The following is a 22774-nucleotide window of genomic DNA, read 5'->3' as shown; positions in this document are numbered from 1 at the left end:
ATCTACCCCGGCCGGTTTTTACCGCCGGGGTTTTTCATGCTGAAGTCATGGGGAGATCAACCGACGGGATAGCGCCCAGCTAGCATCACCCCGGCCACAGCCCAGCTAGCATCACCCCGGCCACAGCCCAGCTAGGGGCGCAGCGACCCAGGGCCCCAGAGTCCCAGCAAGCAGCACCGCGCGAGCTAGAAAATCCCGATCTGCGCACCCATCGATTCCGCCGATTCCAGCTGCGACACCCAGCCTGTGCCACCCGGTTGCACACGGATGATCGGCCGATTCGGGCCCTCACCCTTCTTACGCCCCGCCCGCGCCTCGAAGCGCCCACGGGCCGCGTGCCCGACCTCCGTCAGGTCCCGCATGTCCTCATCCGGGTTCGCCAGCTGCTCGCGCGCTTGCTGCAGCAGTTCCAGCGTCTCATCAATCGCAACCACCAAAGAAGAGCGGTTGTTTTCACACATCGCCCGCACCAGCGCTGGCTCCGTGCCGGCCACACGGGTGCCATCTCTGAAACTCGACGCCGCCAAGGTCAGCGCCAGCGGACCCCCCTTGTCACCTGCGATCGCCAGCGCCTCCGCGAGTACATGAGGAAGGTGAGAAACGCGGGCCACCGCCCGGTCGTGCCGGCGCGCCAACGCGGGAACCACCGCCGCGCCTACGGCTTCAGCCATGGTGACCACGCGAGCCCACGTGTTCAGCCACAGCTCCTCGGCCTCATTAGCACCCTTACCCTTGCCATCCCCGGCGACCGCGTTGTCGTAGGTCACCACCCACACAGCGCCTTCGAATAGGTGGCTCATGGTGGCCGGCCACCCCGAGTTCGCGGTACCCGCCATGGGGTGCCCACCCACGAAGCGCGACGTTAAACCATGCTCTTCAACCAGGTCGTGCACCTCCTCCTTCACACTGGTGACGTCCGTAAACCCACAATGAGGGGCGTGGACCTTGATGGCGTCGAGTAAAGAAGAAAGAGCAAACATTGGCACGCCGAGAACCAGTAGAGCTCCGTCCTGTTCGGCGCGCTGTAACGTCGCGGTGAGGTCATTCGAGACATCAAAGCCATCGCGGCGGGCGCGGGTCACAGTTTTTTCAGAACGATTCCACCCGTAGCACGGCCATTCCAGGCGGCCGAGGTCGCGGAGCAGAGATCCACCGATCAGGCCTAACCCCAGCACGCAGATGGGGGTGCGTGGCTCAGCGGCGATGCTCGTGGGGTTCACGGGGTGGGATTCGGGGCTCTTAATGTCACTCACGCTCCCTATTTTCCCACAACACGACTAGCGTTGGGGACATGAGTGAGACAACCGAGCTGACCTTTGCCGCTGTCGCCGTTGCGGGCGAGGGTGGATGGCAAGTGCGGGAGCTGCCCGAAAAGGCCCTAGATAGCCTCCGCGATCTGGTCAAAGACCTGCGTGCCAACCGCGCTGAAGGCGCCCTGCTGGGATTCGTCTGCATGGATGACGACTGGTGCGCCGTCGTGCGGCCTGTCCCGGGTGGGGTGCGGTTGCTGATTTCGGATGCTACGGCGGCGCTGGATTACTACTTGGCGACGGACATTTTGGATGAGCTCGATGTGGATACTCCTACTGAGGATGAAGCCGAGAACTGCGATGAGCCATGGCCTGAGGGTGATTTTGATCTGCTGGAGGACCTGGGGGTGCCGGAGCAGTTGCTTAGCGTGATCTTTGATGACGAGGATCTTTATGCCTCCGAGCAGCTCATGCGGGTGGCCGAGGAGCTGGGTTGTGCCGAGGAGCTGGCGGACGCGATTGGTTTGGAACTGGAGTAGGCGGGCCGGGTTGGGGTTGGAGCGGCCGGGTTGGCAGGTTGAGTTGACTGGCACAGCGGCCGGGTTGGAATTGGAGTAGGTACACGGTGGTGAATGATCGCCATGCAGAAGCGGGGGCGTGGGTAGGCGGCGGGTTGCCTAGGCCACAGGTTGAGGTGCAGCACGAGGCTTGGATGCGTAGGGCTCTTTCAATTGCTTACTCGACGCCACGCGCTGACGTTCCCGTTGGAGCCGTGGTCTACGGGCCCGATGGGCGGGAGCTTGGCGTGGGGACCAACCGGCGCGAAGCTGACCGGGACCCTACGGGGCATGCGGAGATGGCGGCGCTGCGGGCGGCCGTGGACGCGCTAGGAGATTCGTGGCGTTTAGAGCGGTGCACGCTGGTGGTGACACTGGAACCGTGTGCGATGTGCGCGGGAGCGGCGCTGGGTGCACGTATCGGCAAGATTGTGTACGGCGCCAGCGAACCTAAAACTGGGGCTTGTGGAAGCGTATGGGATTTACCACGGGAAGCGCCATTACATAAGGCGGAAGTTTTCGGCGGGGTGCTCCGCGACGAATGCGAAGCGCTGGTGCGGGGGTTCTTCGAAAACCTTCGGTAGGGGTGTTCTTCATAGGATCTCAACTTTGCGGGACGTGTATCTTGAGGTCGCTGGCGAGCGTGCTGCGAGGTGGAGTGTGCTACGACCCCACGCCGTTTGGGAGGGGGTAGGGTGCTAGGCCGAGATGTGGGACGGTGCTGGGGGCTTTCTCGAACATATTGATGTCGAGAGCTTTCTCGGACGTTTCAGTGCTGGTATTCTCCCCGCTGAAGAAGGAATGTGCAGCAGAAGTCCAACAAAAACGCGTGATTTTGTCAGAGTTCTGCTGCACATTGTGTGAACGAGTGCGTGGGGCGGGTGGCGATCCGGTGGGGTGGGGCCGTAACCTTCGCCGTTCGGGGGCAGGGTGCTATGACCCCACGCCGTTCGGGGGCAGGGTGCTAGGCTGCTGCGACCTCCGGGGCTGTGGTGAATACGAGCCGCTGATTCGGGATTGTTTTAAAAACCTATAGCCGGATGTGTTTTGTTGAGGGTGCCGGCGAGCGTGCTGCGAGGTACGGGCAATATCACTAGCGTGGAAGGCGTGGGTGGAACGCTGAGTGCATTCTCAGGTTCGACCGCGGATCGTTATACATAAAGGATCGCCAGCCGGTGTAGCGGAAGCCGCGACCGGTTGGCGTGCAGAGCAAGCATAGAAGGAGAATCACAATGGGTTTCATGGATAAGGCTAAGGACCTGGCAGGTAACAACCGCGACAAGATTGAAGAGCAAGGCAGCAAGATTATTGATAGCAAGCTAGATGAGGGCAAGGCTGACAAGGCCAAGCAGGGCTTGGATAAAGGGCTGGACCGCGTTCTAGGTGAGGACGAAAACTAAGCGCATTAGTTTGCGCTCCTGGCTGGGGATTGTCGCGGCGGTACAGGGGCGGATCAGCGCAAACATTTTGGAGTCGGGTTCGCATGCAGTGTGATGCGGACCCGTTTTTCGTGCGTCGGCAAGCCGGTGTTATTCTTGATCGAGGTTTGCAAACCTAGACTTGGTGTGAGGCACAAGTTTCTACCGCATGTGGTTTGCGTAATCCGATGGTGGCGTGTCCGAGCGGCCGAAGGTGCTCGCCTCGAAAGCGAGTGTTGTGTAATAGCAACCGGGGGTTCAAATCCCCCCGCCACCGCCATTGCGAAGTCTCAAGACATTGTTCCTTATGGAAGATGTCTTGGGGCTTCTTTTTCGTTGTTTCTGTGGGGGCTCAGTTAAACGGGGGCCAGTTAAAGGGGCTCAGTTAACCGGGGGGGGCTTGGCTAAACGGGGGAGGCCAGTTAAACGGGGGGGGGCTCAGTTAAAGGGGCTCGGCTAAACGGGGTCCAGTCAAACGGGGCCTTGGTTAAATCCGCGGCCGGACGGGGGTGGGCTGCCCCCACCCCCGGTGGAATATATTTAAGCCGTGTGAGCAGGGGCGCAGTTGTTCAACAAAAAATCTGGTGCCAGGAGAACGTTAGGAACGCCTGTATATCACCGGATAGAGGCGTTAATCTCAGTTCAAGGTCAGATAATCGGAGGTTGATCGCTTCGATTGTTGTGGCCTCTCAACACCCCTCATTGTTCAACGCTGAAACGCCACAAAGGAGAGCACCATGAAAAGGCTCCTTTCAACCGCACTCGCAGCGGCCACCGCTACAGCGGGAGTTGTGATTCCCTCTGCGTTCCCCGCTGGAGCGGTACTCGACGGAACCATGCCCGCCGCGAATGCGGCTCCCGCATCTAGCTCCGGATCCACCACCCCGCCTCACGTGAAGGTGGAAAGCGATCCGAAGCCATCGCAGATCATACCTATCCCACCGAACCAACAAACCCAAAGCGGGCTTCGCTACGAGGGCCCCATGGCTGGCGCCCCCTTGGGCGGGGCATCCATTCGCCAATCGAATACTGCTTTCTACCACGAGTCCCGTGATCTCTCCGCATTCAAACCAGGGGATATCTTGGGGCAGCGTACTATTTCCTACCATGCATTGGGCCTGCAATTCCCAGTCAGCGTGGTGCAGATTCGCTACCGTACAACGGATGCACAAGGCCGGCCAAGCGTTGGGGTGACCTCCGTGGTGAAGCCTACCGGCAAGCCAAACGGCAGGCTGGTTAGTTACCATTCGGTGTACGATTCGCTGAATCCCGAGCATTCCCCATCCCGCGCGATCGAAGGAGACTTCGCACTGGGCACGTTCTCCAGTGGAATGGAAACCGCTGTTCTAATCCCATATTTGGCGCAGGGATACTCCGTTGCGATCCCCGATATCGAAGGCCAAACCGCTGACTTTGCTGCGGGCCCAGAATACGGCCAGATCACGCTTGATGGAATCCGGGCAGCCCTGAATTCCAAGAAGTTGCGCCTTGGCACGAAGGCCAAGGTCGGGCTGTTGGGATACTCTGGCGGTGCGATCGCTACGAACTGGGCAGCACAACTGGCACCCCAGTACGCGCCGGATATCAATGACAACCTCGTCGGCGCAGCTACCGGCGGCACACTCGTCAACCCCATCCACGATGTGAAATACATCAACGGCAGCCCGCTGTGGGCAGGTGTGCTTCCCATGGCGGTGGTTGGTCTGGCGAGGGCATACGATTTGGACCTAGATCCTTACCTCTCCCCATACGGCAAGCGGATCATGACCAAGTTGCGCAACGCCTCCCTATTCGAAGTCCACGCGCAGTTCGGTGGCGTGACCTACGAATCTATGTTCAGGCCGGAGTACAAGGACCCACGGTCCGTTCCGGGGCTCGTTGACGTCCTGAATAAGGTGAACATGAACCTCGGACCGAATCCGGACGTCCCATTCATGATCGGCCAAACCAATGGTGGCTTCATGGATGGCACCATGCCCGGACCAAAGGGAATCGGAAAGGGCGACGGAGTAATGGTGACCGGCGACGTTCGCTCTATCGCGGATAAGTACTGCAAGGCGGGTAACCCCGTGCTGTACCGTGAGTACGAAATCCTTCCGCACACCAGTGCTTTCGCGCTTTGGTACCCAGAAGCCACGACCTGGCTCATGGATCGGTTCAACGGGCGCCCCGCTCCGTCCAGCTGCGGGCACATCCCGCGTGGCAATAGCTTGGAGGCGCTGACCCCAGTCAAGCCGGCCCCTCACAATCCTAAGGCGCCGCAACCGCAACCTGGTGGCGTTGCAGGGATTCGTGACCAACTGAATATCTAGGCAAGAGCTGCGACAGCACGACGGTAACGGGGGATGCTGGCTTGGCCGTTGCATCGTGCTGGGGCGGTTGCTGTGGTTCGTTGGTCTAGCCGTGGGGGATTCTGGCTCGGCCGTTGCATCGTGCTGGGGCGGTTGCTGTGGTTCGTTGGTCTAGCCGTGGGGGATGCTGGCTTGGCCGTTGCATCGTGCTGGGGCGGTTGCTGTGGTTCGTTGGTCTAGCCGTGGGGGGATTCTGGCTCGGCCGTTACATCGTGCTGGGACGGTTGCTGCAGCTCACCGATCCGACCAGCGCGGCTTCGGCGCCTGCCACCTTTCGCAGATCGCGATCGTCTCCTCGGCACCATCGGTGACGATCAGCGAATCAATATCGGTTTGCCGGATGAACCCTTCCGTGGACATTCCGGCCAAGCTCTCCACCAGCGGTTGCCAGAACTCCGCGCCACACAATGCGATGGGTTTGTGATGGATCCCTAACTGTTGTCCGGTCCACACATCAAAAACCTCATCCAGCGTGCCAGTGCCGCCGGGAAGCGCCACAAACGCATCGGCCAGCTCTGCCATGAGCCCCTTGCGCTCGTGCATCGAGTGCACCACATGTAACTGAGTGAGTCCGGGGTGGGCGATCTCGCCATCGACGAGGTGTTGCGGAATCACACCAACCACGTGCCCGCCCACTGCCAGCGCACCGTCGGCGACCGCTCCCATCAGTCCGACTTTGCCGCCACCGTAAACAAGGGTTAACCCCTGCTTCCCTAGTGCGCGTCCGAAATCGCGGGCCATGCTCATGTACCTTTCGTCCACCCCGGGACGAGCTCCCGTAAACACTGCCACGGAATTAATCCGCCGGGCGATCGCGGGCAGAATGCGCTCCCGCATCAGGGGAGCGATGACGTGGGGGCGCTGGGTGGCGTCGTCTAAAGATAACCAAGCAACCTCAGCAATTTCGGCCCGACCAGTGGTGATGCTGGCGAACGCCTGGGTATAAGGGTGGGAAAAGAGCGTGGCCTGGACGGTGAAGCCGTTCTCGTTGGCGGCTTGGGCGGAATGCACGCCAAGGAACTGCAGGCTGTTTTCTTTTATTTCGACGCCAAGCTCTTCCCTGACCTCGCGGATGATGGTGTGTTGGCTGGTTTCCCCGACCTCGGGTTTGCCGCCGGGCTGCATGAAGAACTGCGAACCCTTTTTACGTACGCACAGAAGTCGGCCCTCTGGATCCTGAACGACCACCGCGCATACCTTGATTACGTTCGCAGCCACGATTACTACTTGCCCTACCTTTCGTCCATGCTTGTGTGGAAGCTGGTGCTGCATGCTCGCGTTCGAAGCTTGTTCTGAAGGCCTCTGCCCGAGGTCCTCGTTGTAAGCCCGTGTTGCGAGCCTGCAGCCCGAAGCTTACTCAACTATTTCGGCACTGTCGGAGATGGCCACTATGGTTGAGGACACGTCATTACGTTCAGTGAGGGTGGATAAAAACCACCACGTTCACCGCACTATTGCACACCAACAATTCCCAGTAAAGGACAAGGCTTTCCGTGGCTAAATTCCTCTTTCATACTGGCCGCTGGTCGTTCCTCCATAAGTGGATGGTTCTTATCTTCTGGCTCGTGACCTTGGCTGCCGTCGCCGGTAGTGCCTTGACGTTCCAGAAGGGGTTTAACGACCTTTTCGAGATCAGTGACGTGCCCACAACGCATGCCACCGAAACGCTCATGGAGAAATTCCCGGGGACGAAGAACCCGGCAGCCGCTGCGGATGTCAACGTGGTGTTCCAGGCGCCCGAGGGCCATAAACTGGACGAACCGCAGTACATGAAAGCTATGGACGAAACCGTCCAGCACGTCAAGGATCACGTGCCGCAGCTGGGCGATACCATGCGGTTCCACAACCCCGTCACGATGAACGCTGGGTTGGAGAAAGAGCTGGTCAAGCAGTTGACCGCGCAGGGTTTACCCGAGCAGACCGCGCGGGCCGATGCCGATAATCTGCGCACCTGGTCCGCCGATGGGCGCACGGGTATTGCCACTTTCAGCTTTGATGTGCCGCTGCCTGCGGACGTCACGGAGGAAGATCGCGATGCGGTGTACGACGCGATTGCGAAATCCCGTGATGCTGGGTTGACCGCTGAGGTCGGTGGGCCCGGTTTTGGGGATCCCATCGCGGTTGAGCCCATCAGTGAGATCGCGGGTGTGATCGTGGCTCTCATCATCTTGTTCATTACCTTTGGATCCCTTATTGCTGCCGGGTTGCCGTTGATTACCGCGGTGATCGGGGTGGGCATTGGCGCCCTGCTGACGGTGGGGGCCACCGCGTTTGGTCCGTTGAATTCCATGACGCCCACGCTGGGCGTGATGATCGGCCTGGCCGTGGGGATCGACTATGCACTGTTCATCATGTCTCGTTATCGTGATGAGTTGAAGCGGGGACGGTCCAAACCGGACGCCATCGGCCTGGCAACCGGGACCGCTGGTTCTGCAGTGGTGTTCGCGGGGCTGACCGTTGTCATTGCGCTGCTCGGCCTGCGCTTGGCCGGCATTCCATTTTTGGCGTACATGGGCTACTCGGCCGCCGCGTTCGTCTTCATTGCGGTGTTGGTGGCGCTAACTCTTCTGCCGGCCCTGGTGGGGATCTTTGCGGGGCGGCTCTTTAAGAAGGACGCCGCGCGGGCTGGGGTTGCGCTGGCTGATAGCGGTAACGCGGAACGGGGTGGCGACGGGGCTACCGGTGGAACCGAGGTAGCAGAGAGCGCCGGGGCGGCGCGCCGAGCTGGGGCTACGGACGGTGCTGAGGCCCCGCACCGAGCTAGGACAGTAGAGAGCACCGGGGCCGCGCGCCGAGCTGGGGCGCCAGACAGCGCTGAGCGCGAGGGGTTGAGCATGAAGTGGGTGAAACTGGTTCACCGGGTGCCTGGACTGATGTTGGCGTTGGTGATGGCGTGTCTGGCTGCGCTGACCACGCCGGCGATGGATCTGCAGCTGTCGTTGCCTTCGGATTCGACCTCGAACGTGGATAGTACGCAGCGCAAGGCTGCGGAGCTCACTGCCGAGGGTTTTGGGGCTGGTCGCAATGCGCCGTTCCTGGTGCTGGTAAACGCCACGAATGTCAACGAGAACGCGGAGGCGCTGAAGCCCTATGTGCAGGCGCAATTGCAGCAGGGCGCGCAGGGGCAACAGAGCCAGCAACGTAGTGGGGGCCAGGGCCAACAGGATGCGCAGCGGGGCGCGCAAGGCCAGGGCCAAGATAGACAGCAGAGCAGCGAGGACCAGGGCAAGTCGCACAATAACCGCCTCCAAGCCGCCCGCTCGGCCGCGTTCATTTATGCGGTATCCGAGCTGAGCAATAATGCGGACGTTAAGCACGCTCAGCTGGTGGGCCAATCCCCTGACGGCACTACCGCGCAGATCCTCGTCACGCCCAACGGCGGACCGATCGACGAGCGCACTGTGCAACTGATCCACGGACTGCGTTCCCAGCAGACGTTGATCGAGGCCGCCACCGGCGCCGACATGGGCATCACCGGATTCACTCCGATCCAGCAGGATGTGACAGACAAGCTGGAGGATGCGATGCCGATCTACCTCGGCCTAGTGGTGGGTTTGGCGCTGCTGCTCCTGCTCATGGTCTTCCGCAGTCTCCTCGTACCCATCATGGCCGCTGCCGGATTCCTGCTCAGTGTCGGTGCGGCTTTCGGCGTCACAGTATTAGTGTGGCAAAAGGGTCTGTGGGGGTTGTGGGATTCACCGGGGCCCTTGATCAGTTTCATGCCAATCTTCCTGATCGGGGTAACCTTTGGGCTTGCGATGGACTACCAGGTGTTTATAGTCTCTCGCATGCGTGAGAGGTTCATTCACGAATCGAAGCGCACAGCCCACAATTCCCCCTACACCCCCACCGAGGATTCGGTGATCTTCGGCTTCGGCCTGGGTGCGCGCGTAGTTACCGCCGCCGCGTTGATCATGATTGGTGTGTTTGCCAGCTTTGTGTTCCAGCCCTTGCCGTTCATCCAGATTTTCGGTTTCGCACTCGGCGCCGGAGTTTTATTCGACGCCTTCTTTATCCGCATGACCGCCATCCCTGCGCTGATGATTCTCCACGGACGGTGGACCTGGTACATGCCCAAGTGGTTGGACAAGATTCTTCCCACGTTTGATGTGGAGGGCGAGAAGCTGGAAGCGGCATTCAACTCTGGCGAGATTCACCAGATGGGCGATGACGCAGTGGGGGCGAGGCGCGGGTCCTGATTGGAACTTCCCACAAGCTTCCTACTTAACTTCCCACAGTAGGAGGTTAGTGGGAAGTTAAGTAAGAAGCCGGGGTGGCTGGCGGCCGAGGTGGAGTGGCTGGCGGCCGAGGTGGAGTGGCTGGCGGCCGAGGTGGAGTGGCTGGCGGCCGAGCCGGGGTGGCTGGCGGCCGAGGTGGAGTGGCTGGGGGCGAGCTGGGGTGGAGGGAGCAGGCCATCGCGTCCGAATTTGGGCGGCGGAGAAACCGCCACCAGCGCGGCCGCCTCTATGACGAACTACGCACCGGGATGACCAGCAACGATCCGACGAAACTCACCACGGCGCACAGTCCGTACAACCCGGGGTAACCACCGAGGTTGTGCAGGGCCAGCGCCGCTATGCCTCCCGCGACCATATTCGTGATGCCGACCGTGAGAGTCATGATGGAAATGTCCCGCGAGCGGTTGTACTCGCTAGGGAGGGATTCGTTGATGAGGGCTTGGTCCACAGACGTGAACACTCCCCAGGCCAAGCCGAGGATTACTGCCGCGAAAACGACCGTGATCATGTGGTGCGCAAATGCCATGAGCAACGTTGCGGCGGCAATTGCCCAGGAGCTCACAATCACGAATACCTTGCGCCTGCCCAGTCGATCCGAAAGGGAACCCCCGATGAGGCTGGTCACCACGGTGCATGCGGCGTAAATGACGGTGAGGATCATCACTCCGGTATCTGGATCATCGATGCCGATATGATCCGCTAAGTAATACAGAAGGTAGAACAGGGCTGTGTAATTGCCGATGTGAATAACAAAGCGGGAAGCGAATACCCACCAATAGTCGCGGTATGAATGGGTGCGCGGATTGGCGGAGGGATTCGATGGGGTTGATTCCGGGAGCATTCTGCTGCTCAGCGCCTGCTGCTCTGCGCGCAGAATAACTCTCAATCCGGAGCCGAAAATCATTTGGAGCGTGGTTGCAACTAATACTAAGGCGGTAGCCAAATACGCTGAGCGGAGATCCAGTGCAGACGCAATGACAGTTCCCATCACAAGACCCAGCGTGTAGGTCGCGCCCAACACTCCCGAAATCGTTCCGTATTGCTTTGGGGGAGCTACATCGGGACCGACGGTGAGCAGGTTATTAGTGACAAAGGCCATGCTCATCTGGAACACAGCCCACATGAGCAGCAAAAGGGAATAACTTGGGGCAAAAGGGGCGATGACCAAGCACAATGCGCACAGGGCTGAACCGGCCAGGATCCACGGCATGCGCCGGCCCATCGAGACCGGGTTCGGTCACTCAACGTGCCCGTGATGAGGCTGGTGACAACCATCACTGCTCCGCCGAGCATCATGAGAACCGAAAGTGCTGTTTCTTTGTCATCCGGTCGCAGAACCATCAATTGGTTGCCAAGCAGCAATTGGGAAGGGGCAGCCCATCCCACGCACGATCCGAAATAGGCTAAGCCGTACCGAGTCATCCAATTGCGGGTGACGTTTTCTGGGATTACTTCACTCATCGGTTCGGCCTGTTTTGGTTCGCCGCTCGCCGTCCGCCACGCGATTCCACGGTCGGCGATTCCGTGGTTGAAAGCCCGGCTGGCTGAGTCTCACACCCTGCAGGTAACCGCCGGGCTCTGTGTATTGCTCCCTGATATGCCGGGTAATGCCACCGGATTTGATGATGTCCCGCAGCATGTATCCACTGGGCTTGACCACGCGGTTCAGTGTTCCCGGTTCCATTCCTACGATGCCGAACCGCTGGGCCATCCCCTCGGTCCACTCCCAGTTATCAATGAAACACCAGTGGTAATAGCGTTCGATAGGAACTCCCTGGGCATGCGCGTCCGATAAAGCCGTTAGGTGGTCAAGCAGGAACCGGCAGCGAAACCTTTCACTCGAGGGTTCGCCCGATCCGTTATCGGCGGTCCCATTTTCGGTGATCCAGATCGGTAGTTGATAGGTGCTGCTTAAACGGCGCGAGACATCCACCAAGCCTTGCGGATACACCTCCCAACCCAAATCATTGACGTCTGCATCGGGAAACGTGCCGTCGGACGGGCCGCGGACTGCGGTGCGTGAGTAGTAGTTAATTCCAATGGCATCTGCGTAATGGCCAGGGCTAATCGTCGTGTGGGCCTTCCCCAACAGGGGCGAAAACGCCCCGGTGAGGAATGCTTTTTCGACCACGCGGTTGAAAGCCCATTCGTTGAAAGTAGTGAAAACCCGGTGGAGGGGATTCTTTGGATTAAGTGGTGCAAAAACGCGTACGTGATGTGCAAACGCCACCTTGATCTGCCGTTGCGGGCTATCCAATGCTTCATGGATCAATTGGTATGCCCGAATGTGCGCCACCGCCATGTTCCGCAACGTGCGTAGCAGCGCTGGCCAGCTGGTTTTCCCGGGCGGGGATTCACGGAACAGGTATGCCTGCGTGGCGAACACATTGGGTTCGTTGATTGTCACCCAGTCATCAACTACATCACCGAGATGTTGAATGACCGTGCGCACATAGCGCAGAAAGAGACTGACGTTTTCCTCACGGGTGAAGGCCCCCAAATCCTCGAACCACAGGGGATGCCCGAAGTGGTGCAACGTCACTAACGGGGCGATTCCCCGTTCCTTGAGGTCGGCAATTTCGGCGGCATATCGGTCCAGAGCGACGAAATCGAACTCGCCTCGCCGCGGTTCAATCCGAGCCCATTCCACGGAGATACGGGCAATCTGAAGACTGAGCTCCTCCATGAGCCGGTTGTCTTCCCGCCACCGGTTCCAATGGTCGGTCGTGACATCGGGCGATGTTCCGTCTAGTACATGCCCCTGATCCGCCCAGCGCGACCAATTGTTGGCGGGCAAGGATCCTTCGATCTGCAATGCCGCGCTGGCCGTACCAATTGAAAAACCAATGGGGTGAGAAAGCTGACTCATGAAGGTCAGTGTAGTTTTTCAGCAAAAACCTTTGGATCAATTTCCAAAAAGCGCTGCAATGCTGTGCCTAGCGAACCCCGTCAATGAAATTCGTGGGCACTACTCGATCCGCCCAATCGGGCCCGTAGTAGCGGCTCATGAATTCCGTGCGGTACTCCTCAAAGCGGCCTTCCTTCATCGCCTCGCGTATATTGTCCACCAGCTGGATCATGAAGTGTAGATTGTGCATCGTGCACAGCGTGCCCGCCAAAAACTCCTTAGCCTTCAGCAGATGGTGAATGTATGCGCGGGTGTAATTCTCGGATACGTACCCGCCGACCTCCGCATCTACCGGCGTGAAATCTCGCTTGAACCGCGCGCCCGTCAGATTCATCCGCCCGTCTAAGGTATACACACCTCCGCGCCGGCCCAGCCTGGTGGGTGCAACACAATCAAACGTATCCGCACCTGCAGCGATAGCGGTGAACAGGTCATCGGGCTCCGAAATCCCCAGCAAGTGCCGAGGCTTTTCCTTGGGAAGCTCATCGCAGACCCATCCAACAATCGTGCCCAGGTTTTCCTTCTCCAACGCACCACCGATGCCGAATCCTCCAAAGCCTCGGCGTCCAGCGGCTTCCGCCTGCTCCGAAAGTTCCACGAGGCCACGGGCAGCGAGGCGTCGTAAATCTTCATACTGCGCACCCTGCACCACGCCCCACAGCGACTGCAACGGCCGATGCGTGCGAAGGTTGGTGAGGCGGTCGTGCTCGTCCAGGCATCGCTGAGCCCAACGGCGGGTACGCTCCACGGATTGCTCTTGGTACTGGCGCGTATCCACCAGGGTGGTCAGCTCGTCGAACGCGAAAATGATGTCCGCGCCCAGTTGGTGCTGGATCTGCATGCTGACTTCCGGGGTGAAGCGGTGCTTCGATCCATCGATCACGCTGCGGAAATCCACGCCGTCTTCATCGACGTGCGCCATGCGGTCCTTGTTCTTGGCGCGGATGTCCTTTTCCGTTAGGCCCACCGTGTCCATCGCCAGCACCTTTTTGAATCCGACGCCCAAGCTCATCACCTGGAAACCTCCCGAATCGGTGTACGTGGGCCCGTGCCAGTTTTCAAAAGCGGAGACCCCGCCCGCTTCATCCACAATGTCGGGGCCTGGCTGCAGATATAGGTGGTAGGCATTCGAGAGGATGGCCTGCGCACCGGTCTCGCGGATCTGATCCGGCGTGAGCGTTTTCACCGTTGCCTTGGTTGCCACCGGGATGAACGCGGGGGTTTCGATATCGCCGTGCGGGGTGTGGATCACGCCCGTGCGCCCGTGAACTGCGCCTTTGGTGCCTGCGGGCGTGGCGGAGGAGGGATCCGAGATCTCCCCGAGCTCGTGGCCGAGGGTGAAGGTGGTGTCGGAGGCTTTGACATTGGTGCGGGAGCCGTTGGTGCCCTTGGCGTGGGATTGCGCAGTCATGGAGCATGAGTTTAGTCGGTCGCGCGCGAGGCTAGGGTTGGCGTGTCGCGGAACAGATCCCGATCCGTGCGATCGTTCCTACGACTGCACTTTCCCTCCTTCTTTCCCTTTGTCCCTTTCTCCCCTCATTTACTCGTTCCAACACGCCAACGGCTCCTTTTCTTCCATTCTTCTCTCCAATGGCTCCTTATTCTTCCTCCTCTCTCTCCAATGGCTCCTTATTCTTCCTCCTCTCTCTCCAATGGCTCCTTATTCTTCCTCCTCTCTCTCCAACGGCTCCTCATTCTTCCATTCCTCTCTCCAATGGCTCCCTCTCTTCCTCCCCTCCAACGCGCCCTTTCTTTTCTTCCCTCCCTCCTCGTAAAGAAGCAGAATGGGATGCGCGATGTTGTGGTTTGAGGTGTCGTTTCGTTCTGCTTTGCGGGGTTGTGCGGTACAGGGTTGGGCGGTAGGGGTGGGAAGGTGCGGGGTTGGGGGTGCGTGTGGTTCTGTTTTTTCGACGTGGAGCGTGGGGTGGTGGGGGGTTGGTGTGGAGAAGCAGAATGAGATGCGTGATGTCGCGGTTTGTCGTGTCGTTTCGTTCTGCTTTGCGGGGTTGTGCGGTACAGGGTTGGGCGGTAGGGGTGGGAAGGTGCGCTGTTGGGGGTGCGTTTCGTTCTGCTTTTTCGACGTGGAGCGCGGGGTGGAAGAGGTTAGGGAGTAGGAGAGCGGGGAGATTGAAGGGGAAACGCGGAGGGGGCGGGTAGCGCGTGCAGGGAAACCCTAGAATGCAAGTCATGACCTCATCGGACTCTCGCCCGGGCATCGACCCGAATGTTTCTGCTGCAGGCGGGGACGAAACTCCTGCCAGCCCCGCCGGTCGGTACGCGCCGTCCCCTAGCGGGGACTTGCACCTGGGCAATTTGCGCACAGCGGTGCTGGCATGGCTTTTCGCACGTCACGCCGGCCTTGCCTTCCGTATGCGCATTGATGACATCGACGCGCAGCGATCCTCCCCCACGTCGGCGGCGCGGCAGTTGGAAGACTTGGCGTCGTTGGGAATAGACCACGACGGCCCGGTGGCGAGCCAGCAAGAAAACCTCAACCACTACGCGGCTGCGCTGGGAAAACTGCAGGCCGCCGGACTGGTGTATGAATGCTATTGCTCGCGTAAGGATATCCAGGAGGCTAGCCGTGCGCCGCATGTGAGGCCGGGAGTATACCCCGGGACGTGTCGCTCGTTGAGCAGCGCTCAGCGCACCGCTGCCCGCGACCAGCTACGTGCACGAGGGCGGGTGCCGGCTTTGCGGTTGGCGTCCGATGTGGACTCGTGGCAGGTGGCAGAGCTTTTTTCCGCACAGGCCACGGATGGGGTGTACCGCGACGAAGTTGATGACATGGTCCTGCGCCGCGGTGGCAACGTGCTGCCGGGTTGCGCGCCGGACGAAGAGGGCGATGATGGCGCGGGTGGACACGCGAATGATTACGCGTACAACTTAGCGGTGGTGGTAGACGATGCCCTGTCGGGCGTGCGGCAGGTCGTGCGCGGGGATGACCTGCTGAGCTCAGCGCCGCGGCAGGCGTATGTGGCGCATCTGCTGGGGTTAGAACCGGTGGAGTATGTGCACGTCCCGCTGGTTTTGGGGCCGGAGGGCAGAAGGCTGGCGAAGCGGGATGGGGCGGTGACCTTGCGCGAGGTGGAGTCGCCGGCGGCGGCGCTGGGGTGGATTCTGGATTCGCTGGGGGATGCTGTGGGCGCGGGAGCGCGGCAGGCGGTGTGCGAGCTGGCGCGTGAAGTGGGCACGGGGGCGCCAAGTTTCCCGCCGAACCGCGCACATGAGGTCCTCGCTAGGGCGTTGGCCACGTTTGATCCGGAGAAGCTCTCGCGGGAACCGGTGCAGTGGAGCGGTATTAACCGGCCTCCTAGTGCGTCTTCGTGACGGAGATTTGCCAAGCACTTTCGAGGGGAATCCGCCACCATTCGGAATCCAGAATATTCCCAGCAATCCCGGGTCGAAAGCATTCGACAGGGGATTCGGTCATCCTTCAGATGCTTCCATCGACGATCCATTCTAGTAATCGCATACTTATACGTGTGCAGAGCAATTGCGAATCGTACATGTGAAAGCAATTGACGTCATTTATCTCCCACAATGATGCGGAAACATCTGAGTGGTAGCTCCTGCCTGTCCATGCGAACCCTACCTGTCCAGACGAACCCTCAAGATAATTCTGTTTGTCGAAAGCGGTCGAAATAGAGGTCTGGATCAATCGGTTGCGCTGTTGAAATGCGTGCTTTTAAGGTGACGGGACAGTCTCCATACATGGCTTGAATCACAGGCCACACGCTAAGGTTATTTCAGTTCCGCGGAAGAATCTTTCGAGTGGCCCTTTGGCCTAGAGTTCAACACGGCTCGTCGCCGTTTTATCGGGGCCGGACACCCGACCCCCCTTCCGTGCACGCTTGCTGCCCGAGGGCCAGTCGATGAAGAAATATGAGGCCCATCTGATCAGGGCTTGAAACGAAAAGGTTTTGGGAAAACCAGGGGATAAGGGGTCAGGGTGCGATTCCGCGGCTTGGTTTGGAGCCTGAGTTGGTTCGGCGGCAAGGGCATCGGGAACGAAGCTAAAGAGCCTGATAATGGCCATGCAAGTTCTGCCTAGGGTCGTGCGCACCGCCGCACCGCACCACCCCGCACCGCCGCGCCGCACCACCCCGCACCGCCGCCCCGCGCCACACCCATTGCAACGCCGTCCCGCCCAGCACAGCTCCTCCAAGCATTTAGGTCCGCGTTAACATCGCAGTAACCTCCAACCCCTATCCTCTCCGATTGTCCACCAATCCAATGTTTAGCACCCAGGAGAGGAACCCCTCCCGTGTCGCAAGAAAACCCCACGCCCGCCCGCAAGGTCAGTCGCCGCGCAGTCTTGGGAGGTAGCTCCGCACTGGCAGCAACCGCTGCGGCCACTGGCATCCTCGGCGCAGCTCAAGCACAGTCTGCACTGGGCTCAAGCATGCGGTCCAGTATGGGCTCTGGCCTCGGCTCATCCACGCCAGGCCACAGTGCCAACCCCGGCGAGAGCGGCACACCAGCCCAACTCCCGCTGCGTTTCCAGCCCGATGGCCGCTTCAAGATTGTTCAATTCAATGACACGCAGGACGATCATCTCACCGACCGCCGCACCATCGAATTCATGGGCAAGGTTCTCGACCAGGAAAAGCCAAACTTCGCGCTCATTAACGGCGATGTCATCACCGATGGCCCCCAGAACCCCCGCCAGGTCTACGAGGCGATCAACAACGTGGTCCTCCCCATGGAAACCCGCGGCATCCCGTGGGCGATCACTTTCGGCAACCACGATGAAGATTCCGTCGAGGACGCGAACACCGGTGTCTACGAGCACCACATGGCCGACTTCGTTCGCCAGTACAAGCACAACTTGAATCCCGTTGCACCTGATCGGCCTTTTGGTCATTCCGACGCCCACCTGCTCATCGCCTCCGCTAAGGACCAGGCTCGCGCCACATTCGGCATCTGGCTACTGGATTCGGGCAATTACTTGCCGGAAGCGGATCCGGTGCAGAAGAACGATGATATTCCACACTACGATTACATCCGACCAGCTCAGGTGGAATGGTACGTCAATGCGTCGAAGGCAGCGGAACAGCGTTACGGGGCGAGAATTCCGAGCTTAATGTACTTCCATATCCCCACCTATGAGCACCGCGATATGTGGTACGGCGGCCCAGCCAAGCATCTCGAGGTCAACCACATTAAGGCGAAGTCCACGTTCAACATCGATGGTGTGAAGAACGAGGATGTGTACTACGGCTCGTTCAACTCCGGTATCTATGGCGCGGTCCGCGACCGCGGCGATGTGCTGGGAATCTACTGCGGGCACGACCACATTAATAGCTACAAGGGTGATTACTTTGGTGTTGAACTGGGTTACTGCCCAGGCACAGGGTTCGCGCCTTATGGGTTGCACGATGGAACGTGGCAGCAGCACACTCTCCGTGGCGCCCGCGTGTTCGAGCTGAATGAGAATTCCGAGAAGATTTACGAATCCACTCGACTGATCTTCGCGAAGGATCTGGGCCTCGACATGCAACCGAAGAAGCTGCCCATCGCGAAGCCGGAAGCGCTGCCGGACTACGTGAAGTTGCCGAGCTAACCCGGGCTGCGGAACTACCCCCAGCTACCTGCCCGTGTGGGCGTGACCGCCATTGCCGTTAGCGAACCAGGTGGACTGCGCCCAGCTGCCGAGCTAACCCGGACGGCCGAGCTAACCCAAGCTGCCGAACTACCCCAGCTGCCTGCCCGTGTGGGCGTAACCGTCAAAGGCAGGTCCAATGAGAACCCCGGACTTGACCTCGGCTAACGCCCTCTGTACGGTTTTCCGTACAGGAGGTGCGCTGTGAAAACAATTAGTTACACTGAATCGCGCGCGAACTATGCGCAGGTGCTGGACGACGTGGTGAATAATCGGGAGGAAACAATCGTTACGCGGGCCGGCCATGAACCGGTGGTGATTGTTTCGTTAGAGGATTACGAATCACTGCGCGAAACGGCTTATTTGCTGCGTTCGCCAGCCAACGCCCGGCGTTTGCTGGATTCGATCGATCGTTTGGAAAACTCGGGTGGTTCTGAACACGGTTTGATCGAGGACTAAAGATGGCCCGTCTGGTCTGGGATGAGTCCGCTTGGGAAGATTATCTATGGTGGCAGCGGGAAGATAGGCGAACGTTAAAGAGAATCAATACCCTCATTCGCGATATCACCCGAAATGGTAACGAAGGCATCGGCAAACCAGAAGCTCTAAAACATGGGTTCTCCGGTTACTGGTCCCGCCGGATTACTGACGAGCATCGGTTGATTTACAAATTGTTAAATGACGAAGTCCGAATTGCTAGTTGCCGCTACCACTACGGAAAATGACCCCGTTGGATCCGCGGGGGTCGCATTCGTAACCGACTGCTCTGTCCGCAACCGCTAAACTCGCTGCCGGACTACCCCCTCGCCCGGTGGGGCTAGTAATCCAGACCAATATCGAGCGCGCGGACAGAGTGGGTCAATGCGCCCACCGCCAAATAATCCACTCCGGTTTCCGCGTAACTCCGGGCCACATCCAGCGTCAATCCGCCAGAGGATTCCAGCTTGACTACGGTGTCTCGGCCTTGGAGGGCGGCATCGCGGCGTCGAACCGCTTCGATAGTTCCACCCACGCTGAAGTTATCCAGCAAGATCAATTCCGGCGGCTGGGGGAGGGCTAATAGCGCGTCGAGCTGGTCGAGAGTATCGACCTCCACCTCGCAGGTTACGTGCGGTGCATCGGCACGAATGGCACGCAGGGCCTCGATTACGCCGGCGGTGGCATCTGCCGCGGAGTTGGTACCGGTCGCGCCGTTCACCTCGGCCACGGCAGACCTTCCAGCCGCCACACTCTTCCCGGCCGTTTTCCCCCGTTCCGTTGCCCCGCCAATTCGGCGCGCAGCCGCGGCCACGTGGTTGTCCTTGATCATCGCGGCATCCCCCAACCCCATGCGGTGATTGGTGCCCCCAGCTGCGCGAACAGCGTACTTCTGCAGTCCGCGCATGCCGGGCAAGGTCTTCCGGGTGTCACGGATTTCGGCTCCGGTGCCCGCCACCGTATCCACCCATCGGCGGGTTTCTGTAGCGACGCCACAAGCGTGCGTGAGCAGATTCAACATGGTGCGTTCCGCGGTCAGCAGCAGGCGGGTCGGCGCCTGTACCTTGGCGATGGCCTGCCCTGGAAGGACGCGGTCACCATCGTTGACCAGCAGGTTGATGCGCACACCGGCGGCTTCGCGGGCGAGGGCGCGCTCAGCGGCGGAACTCTCTGGGCTGGTTTCGGCACGCGCGGCCACCTCGGCTTCGGAGGTGGGCTCGTTTTCCAACAGGACGTCGAAGACCCAGCCGATGATTTCCAGTGCAGCGACCACACCGTTTTCGCGGGTGAGGAAACGCGCTTCGGAAATCTCTTGGGCATCTACGGTGGCAAGTGTGGTGATGTCTGGACCGTAGGCCAGATCTTCGCGTAGTGCGGCGCGGATCAGGCCGCGAGTGTTGTTTTCGTTGAGAGGCCGAATTGCAGCCATGAATTATTCACCACTTCCCGGGTTGCCGATGGCAATCATGGCTTCTAGCGAGGCGCGCGCTTTCGAGGCGACCTCTGCCGGAACATCAACTTCATCCATCCCGTCGGCAAGGCATCGCAGTAGCGCTGCCGGGGTGATCATCTTCATGTACACGCAGGATGCGCGGTCGTTGATCGGTTGGAAGTCCACCTCTGGCGCGGCTTGGCGCAGCTGGTGGAGCATGCCGATTTCGGTCGCGACCAGTACTTTGCGGGACGTACGCGACGCGCGCGGCGCGGTAGTGACGGCTGTGCCATTATGCCCACCAGAGCCGTTGGCACCGCCTTCCACCGCTTCGGTTGCGCCCGTATCGCGAGTCCCTCCAGTGCTTCCGGCCTGCCCGTCCAAACCAGCGGTTCCTTCCGCTTTCGCCATATCTAGCATCCCGCCGGTGGACAGCATGTGCACGCGTTCTTTTTCAATTGTGCCTTCGCCGGCGAGGTAAATGGCGGAGTTCGCGCATCCGCATTCCGGGTGAATGTATAGGTCAGCATCGGGGTTGGCCTTGGCTTGTTCGGCCAGTTCGGCGCCGTTGATGCCCGCGTGCACGTGGCATTCCCCAGCCCACACACGGATGTTGTCGCGGCCCGTTTCGCGTTGCACGTGGGCACCCAGGAATTGATCGGGGCAGAACAGGACTTCTTTATCAGGATCGATGGATTCCACCACATCGACGGCATTGGAGGACGTGCAGCAGATGTCCGTCAGCGCCTTCACATCGGCGGTGGTGTTGACGTAGCTGACCACCACAGCCTCTGGGTGTTCCGCCTTCCATTCGCGCAGTTCATCGGCGCTGATGGAGTCCGCCAGCGAGCATCCGGCTTCCTCATCGGGAATCAGCACGGTCTTGTTGGGGGAGAGGATCTTCGCGCTTTCGGCCATGAAGTGCACACCGCAGAACACGATCACGTCCGCATCCGTCTCCGCGGCCTTACGCGATAGCGCCAGCGAATCCCCCGTGAAATCCGCGATGTCTTGGATCTCCGGGATTTGGTAGTTGTGGGCCAGGATCACGGCGTTCCGCGCTTCCTTCAAGCGCTTGATCTCTGCGGCCCATTCTTCGTTTGCCTCGACGCCTCCCCATACTCCCTGTTCCCGTTTCACTTTGGGCAAAAGGGCAGATTTTAACTGCGGGAGGGGGGAATTCGTCATTGGTACACGTCCTTTCACAAGATCCTGCGTTGAGGTCTACGTGGCGTTTGTCCTATTTCCATGTGCGCGGTCTGCCGGTTATGGCTGGGTGGCCCGCGCGTAGCGTTGCGTTGATGCGCGCATGAACAGCGGTTTTGGGTCTATCGTACCGACCGCGGCAGGAACTTCGTCAATCGCCTGTTGTCTGCGCTGCTGTGGGCATTGCCGGTGGACTTGGTTTTTCGTCCCAGCTTCTGCGCGATTCGGGTGTTTTGCAGTGTGAGCAACCGCGCTTGGCGCACGCGCTCCTTGAAGAACGTTGCGCGTGGCCCCTTGGCCCAGGTTTCATCGAACAAGCGCTTGGCGTATGCCACCGAATCCGGGGAGCGCGCAATCAACTGATGGGCCAGCTCCTCCGCGGCAGCGATGGGATCGGATGAAACTTCACTGGCTAGGCCCAGCTCTGCTGCCTTTTCTCCCGTCAGAATCTCCCCAGTCATGGCCAGGCGTTTGGCCGTATCGATCGGCAGAATCTGCTTCAGCGAAGCGATGCCGGACATATCGGGTACCAACCCCCATTTGGCTTCGAGGACGGACCAGGAGGCGTCGGCGGAAGTAAAACGGTAATCCGCAGCGGCGGCGATCTGCACGCCTCCGCCGAAACAGTAGCCTTCCACGGCTGCGATCACGGGGATGGGAAGACGACGCCACGCCCAGGGCGCTTCTTGGAAAGTATTGGTGCCTCGCCACGGGCGGGGTGCGAAGGTGCGGGCGAGTTTCGCGGGGGATTTGAGGGCGGAGGCGAAGTCCAGCCCGGCGCTGAAGTTGCCGCCGGCACCGGAGAGGATGACCACGCGGATCGCACGGTCGCGGCGGATGGCGCGGGCAATGGAGATGAGTTCATCGAGGACGGGGAGGGTCAGCGAGTTGAGCTTGTCTGGACGGTTGAGCGTGACGTAGGCGATGCCGTTGGGCTCTCCGGTCCGCGGATCGGTGCCTTTGATGAGGCTGACAGCGCTGTCCGTGAGGGGCGCGGAGGTGGAGGAGGAGGTGGCGGCGGAATTGTCGGCCGAGTTGCCGGTGGGGGAGTTGCCGGCGGAGGTGGTGGAGGAATTGTCGGCCGAGTTGTCGATGGGGGAGCTGGCGGCGGAGGTGGGCTCGCGGCCTTGATCATGAGCGTTCATGCCTCATGACGCTATCGGTTGAGCGGGGCTGGTGTGCGCTAATTCCGGAAGTTGCTGGTGTGTGCTGATCCCCGGAGTTGCGAAAACGGCCCCGCTGGGATCCATCCTCCCAATGTGCGGGACATGTCGATTTTTTGCGAAAATTTCGACACGTTCGGCGGATATGTCGATTTGGTGTACATGTAGC

The 22774-nt window shown here is 60.0% G+C and carries 18 protein-coding genes and 1 tRNA gene; 11 read left to right on the top strand and 8 right to left on the bottom strand.

Annotated elements, in window-relative coordinates:
* Nucleotides 1-185: 185 nt before the first annotated feature.
* Nucleotides 186-1244, bottom strand: coding sequence for a prephenate dehydrogenase (locus tag CAURIC_RS10590; RefSeq protein WP_052095209.1), 1059 nt, complete (start codon nucleotides 1242-1244; stop codon nucleotides 186-188).
* Nucleotides 1245-1291: 47 nt separating this feature from the next.
* Here CAURIC_RS10590 and CAURIC_RS10585 point away from each other — a divergent pair, with 47 nt between their 5' ends.
* The 5 genes from CAURIC_RS10585 to CAURIC_RS10565 all read left to right on the top strand — a co-directional run bounded on the left by CAURIC_RS10585 (nucleotide 1292) and on the right by CAURIC_RS10565 (nucleotide 5537).
* Entirely contained in the window at nucleotides 1292-1789 is a 498-nt protein-coding gene (locus CAURIC_RS10585; protein WP_035116042.1) for a tRNA adenosine deaminase-associated protein, read from the top strand.
* Between the two features lie 89 nt (nucleotides 1790-1878).
* Nucleotides 1879-2391 carry a nucleoside deaminase gene (locus tag CAURIC_RS10580; RefSeq protein ID WP_265915030.1) on the top strand — a complete coding sequence of 171 codons (513 nt, stop codon included), beginning with the start codon at nucleotides 1879-1881 and terminating at the stop codon, nucleotides 2389-2391.
* Nucleotides 2392-3048: 657 nt separating this feature from the next.
* On the top strand, nucleotides 3049-3207 hold the full coding sequence (locus tag CAURIC_RS10575) for a hypothetical protein (RefSeq protein WP_265915031.1): 159 nt from the start codon (nucleotides 3049-3051) through the stop codon (nucleotides 3205-3207).
* A 208-nt stretch (nucleotides 3208-3415) separates the two neighbouring features.
* Nucleotides 3416-3505: transfer RNA gene (locus tag CAURIC_RS10570), tRNA-Ser, on the top strand.
* 457 nt (nucleotides 3506-3962) lie between these two features.
* The gene (locus CAURIC_RS10565; RefSeq protein WP_035116381.1) at nucleotides 3963-5537 is read left to right on the top strand and encodes a lipase family protein; all 1575 of its coding nucleotides are present in this window, start codon (nucleotides 3963-3965) and stop codon (nucleotides 5535-5537) included.
* A gap of 273 nt (nucleotides 5538-5810) precedes the next feature.
* Here the strand turns inward: CAURIC_RS10565 and CAURIC_RS10560 are convergent, their stop codons facing one another.
* Complete coding sequence (locus CAURIC_RS10560; RefSeq protein WP_235700859.1) at nucleotides 5811-6794, bottom strand: TIGR00730 family Rossman fold protein; 984 nt, start codon at nucleotides 6792-6794, stop codon at nucleotides 5811-5813.
* A 275-nt stretch (nucleotides 6795-7069) separates the two neighbouring features.
* On the opposite strand from CAURIC_RS10560, the gene CAURIC_RS10555 reads away from it, so the two are divergent.
* On the top strand, nucleotides 7070-9775 hold the full coding sequence (locus tag CAURIC_RS10555; protein ID WP_290182784.1) for an MMPL family transporter: 2706 nt from the start codon (nucleotides 7070-7072) through the stop codon (nucleotides 9773-9775).
* A 265-nt stretch (nucleotides 9776-10040) separates the two neighbouring features.
* On the opposite strand, the gene CAURIC_RS10550 is transcribed toward CAURIC_RS10555, so the two are convergent.
* The 3 genes from CAURIC_RS10550 to tgt all read right to left on the bottom strand — a co-directional run bounded on the left by CAURIC_RS10550 (nucleotide 10041) and on the right by tgt (nucleotide 14133).
* Complete coding sequence (locus tag CAURIC_RS10550) at nucleotides 10041-11024, bottom strand: MFS transporter (RefSeq protein WP_290182782.1); 984 nt, start codon at nucleotides 11022-11024, stop codon at nucleotides 10041-10043.
* A 243-nt stretch (nucleotides 11025-11267) separates the two neighbouring features.
* Nucleotides 11268-12683: a glycoside hydrolase family 1 protein gene (locus CAURIC_RS10545; protein WP_084588220.1), complete on the bottom strand. Its 1416-nt coding sequence runs from the start codon at nucleotides 12681-12683 to the stop codon at nucleotides 11268-11270.
* 67 nt (nucleotides 12684-12750) lie between these two features.
* The gene (tgt, locus tag CAURIC_RS10540; protein WP_084588219.1) at nucleotides 12751-14133 is read right to left on the bottom strand and encodes a tRNA guanosine(34) transglycosylase Tgt; all 1383 of its coding nucleotides are present in this window, start codon (nucleotides 14131-14133) and stop codon (nucleotides 12751-12753) included.
* Between the two features lie 776 nt (nucleotides 14134-14909).
* Between tgt and CAURIC_RS10535 the strand changes: the two genes are divergently transcribed.
* From CAURIC_RS10535 to CAURIC_RS10515, 5 genes are all read left to right on the top strand, one after another.
* On the top strand, nucleotides 14910-16052 hold the full coding sequence (locus CAURIC_RS10535; protein WP_083284316.1) for a glutamyl-Q tRNA(Asp) synthetase: 1143 nt from the start codon (nucleotides 14910-14912) through the stop codon (nucleotides 16050-16052).
* Nucleotides 16053-16989: 937 nt separating this feature from the next.
* Nucleotides 16990-18288 (top strand): metallophosphoesterase family protein, encoded by a 1299-nt coding sequence (locus tag CAURIC_RS10530; protein WP_035115232.1) that lies wholly within the window; start codon nucleotides 16990-16992, stop codon nucleotides 18286-18288.
* A gap of 42 nt (nucleotides 18289-18330) precedes the next feature.
* Nucleotides 18331-18495 carry a hypothetical protein gene (locus CAURIC_RS10525; protein WP_156963508.1) on the top strand — a complete coding sequence of 55 codons (165 nt, stop codon included), beginning with the start codon at nucleotides 18331-18333 and terminating at the stop codon, nucleotides 18493-18495.
* Between the two features lie 36 nt (nucleotides 18496-18531).
* Nucleotides 18532-18786, top strand: coding sequence for a type II toxin-antitoxin system Phd/YefM family antitoxin (locus tag CAURIC_RS10520; RefSeq protein ID WP_035115230.1), 255 nt, complete (start codon nucleotides 18532-18534; stop codon nucleotides 18784-18786).
* A 2-nt stretch (nucleotides 18787-18788) separates the two neighbouring features.
* Nucleotides 18789-19052 (top strand): Txe/YoeB family addiction module toxin, encoded by a 264-nt coding sequence (locus CAURIC_RS10515; RefSeq protein WP_035115228.1) that lies wholly within the window; start codon nucleotides 18789-18791, stop codon nucleotides 19050-19052.
* A gap of 92 nt (nucleotides 19053-19144) precedes the next feature.
* On the opposite strand, the gene CAURIC_RS10510 is transcribed toward CAURIC_RS10515, so the two are convergent.
* The 3 genes from CAURIC_RS10510 to CAURIC_RS10500 all read right to left on the bottom strand — a co-directional run bounded on the left by CAURIC_RS10510 (nucleotide 19145) and on the right by CAURIC_RS10500 (nucleotide 22587).
* Nucleotides 19145-20233: a nicotinate-nucleotide diphosphorylase gene (locus CAURIC_RS10510; protein ID WP_035115226.1), complete on the bottom strand. Its 1089-nt coding sequence runs from the start codon at nucleotides 20231-20233 to the stop codon at nucleotides 19145-19147.
* Nucleotides 20234-20236: 3 nt separating this feature from the next.
* Nucleotides 20237-21424 (bottom strand): quinolinate synthase NadA, encoded by a 1188-nt coding sequence (gene nadA, locus CAURIC_RS10505; RefSeq protein ID WP_290182776.1) that lies wholly within the window; start codon nucleotides 21422-21424, stop codon nucleotides 20237-20239.
* Between the two features lie 140 nt (nucleotides 21425-21564).
* Entirely contained in the window at nucleotides 21565-22587 is a 1023-nt protein-coding gene (locus CAURIC_RS10500; protein ID WP_290182774.1) for a crotonase/enoyl-CoA hydratase family protein, read from the bottom strand.
* Nucleotides 22588-22774 lie beyond the last annotated feature (187 nt).

It is taken from the genome of Corynebacterium auriscanis, assembly GCF_030408435.1.
GTDB classification, from domain to species: domain Bacteria; phylum Actinomycetota; class Actinomycetes; order Mycobacteriales; family Mycobacteriaceae; genus Corynebacterium; species Corynebacterium auriscanis.
This window is presented reverse-complemented; position numbering and strand designations above follow the sequence as displayed.

What these genes read in the sequence shown, in the direction of transcription:
- CAURIC_RS10550 (WP_290182782.1), bottom strand. Translation starts at nt 11,024, where the DNA reads ATGCCGTGGATCCTGGCCGGTTCAGCCCTGTGCGCATTGTGCTTGGTC.
- CAURIC_RS10500 (WP_290182774.1), bottom strand. Translation starts at nt 22,587, where the DNA reads ATGAACGCTCATGATCAAGGCCGCGAGCCCACCTCCGCCGCCAGCTCC.
- CAURIC_RS10535 (WP_083284316.1), top strand. Translation starts at nt 14,910, where the DNA reads ATGACCTCATCGGACTCTCGCCCGGGCATCGACCCGAATGTTTCTGCT.
- CAURIC_RS10565 (WP_035116381.1), top strand. Translation starts at nt 3,963, where the DNA reads ATGAAAAGGCTCCTTTCAACCGCACTCGCAGCGGCCACCGCTACAGCG.
- CAURIC_RS10515 (WP_035115228.1), top strand. Translation starts at nt 18,789, where the DNA reads ATGGCCCGTCTGGTCTGGGATGAGTCCGCTTGGGAAGATTATCTATGG.
- tgt (WP_084588219.1), bottom strand. Translation starts at nt 14,133, where the DNA reads ATGACTGCGCAATCCCACGCCAAGGGCACCAACGGCTCCCGCACCAAT.
- CAURIC_RS10545 (WP_084588220.1), bottom strand. Translation starts at nt 12,683, where the DNA reads ATGAGTCAGCTTTCTCACCCCATTGGTTTTTCAATTGGTACGGCCAGC.
- nadA (WP_290182776.1), bottom strand. Translation starts at nt 21,424, where the DNA reads ATGACGAATTCCCCCCTCCCGCAGTTAAAATCTGCCCTTTTGCCCAAA.
- CAURIC_RS10510 (WP_035115226.1), bottom strand. Translation starts at nt 20,233, where the DNA reads ATGGCTGCAATTCGGCCTCTCAACGAAAACAACACTCGCGGCCTGATC.
- CAURIC_RS10585 (WP_035116042.1), top strand. Translation starts at nt 1,292, where the DNA reads ATGAGTGAGACAACCGAGCTGACCTTTGCCGCTGTCGCCGTTGCGGGC.
- CAURIC_RS10575 (WP_265915031.1), top strand. Translation starts at nt 3,049, where the DNA reads ATGGATAAGGCTAAGGACCTGGCAGGTAACAACCGCGACAAGATTGAA.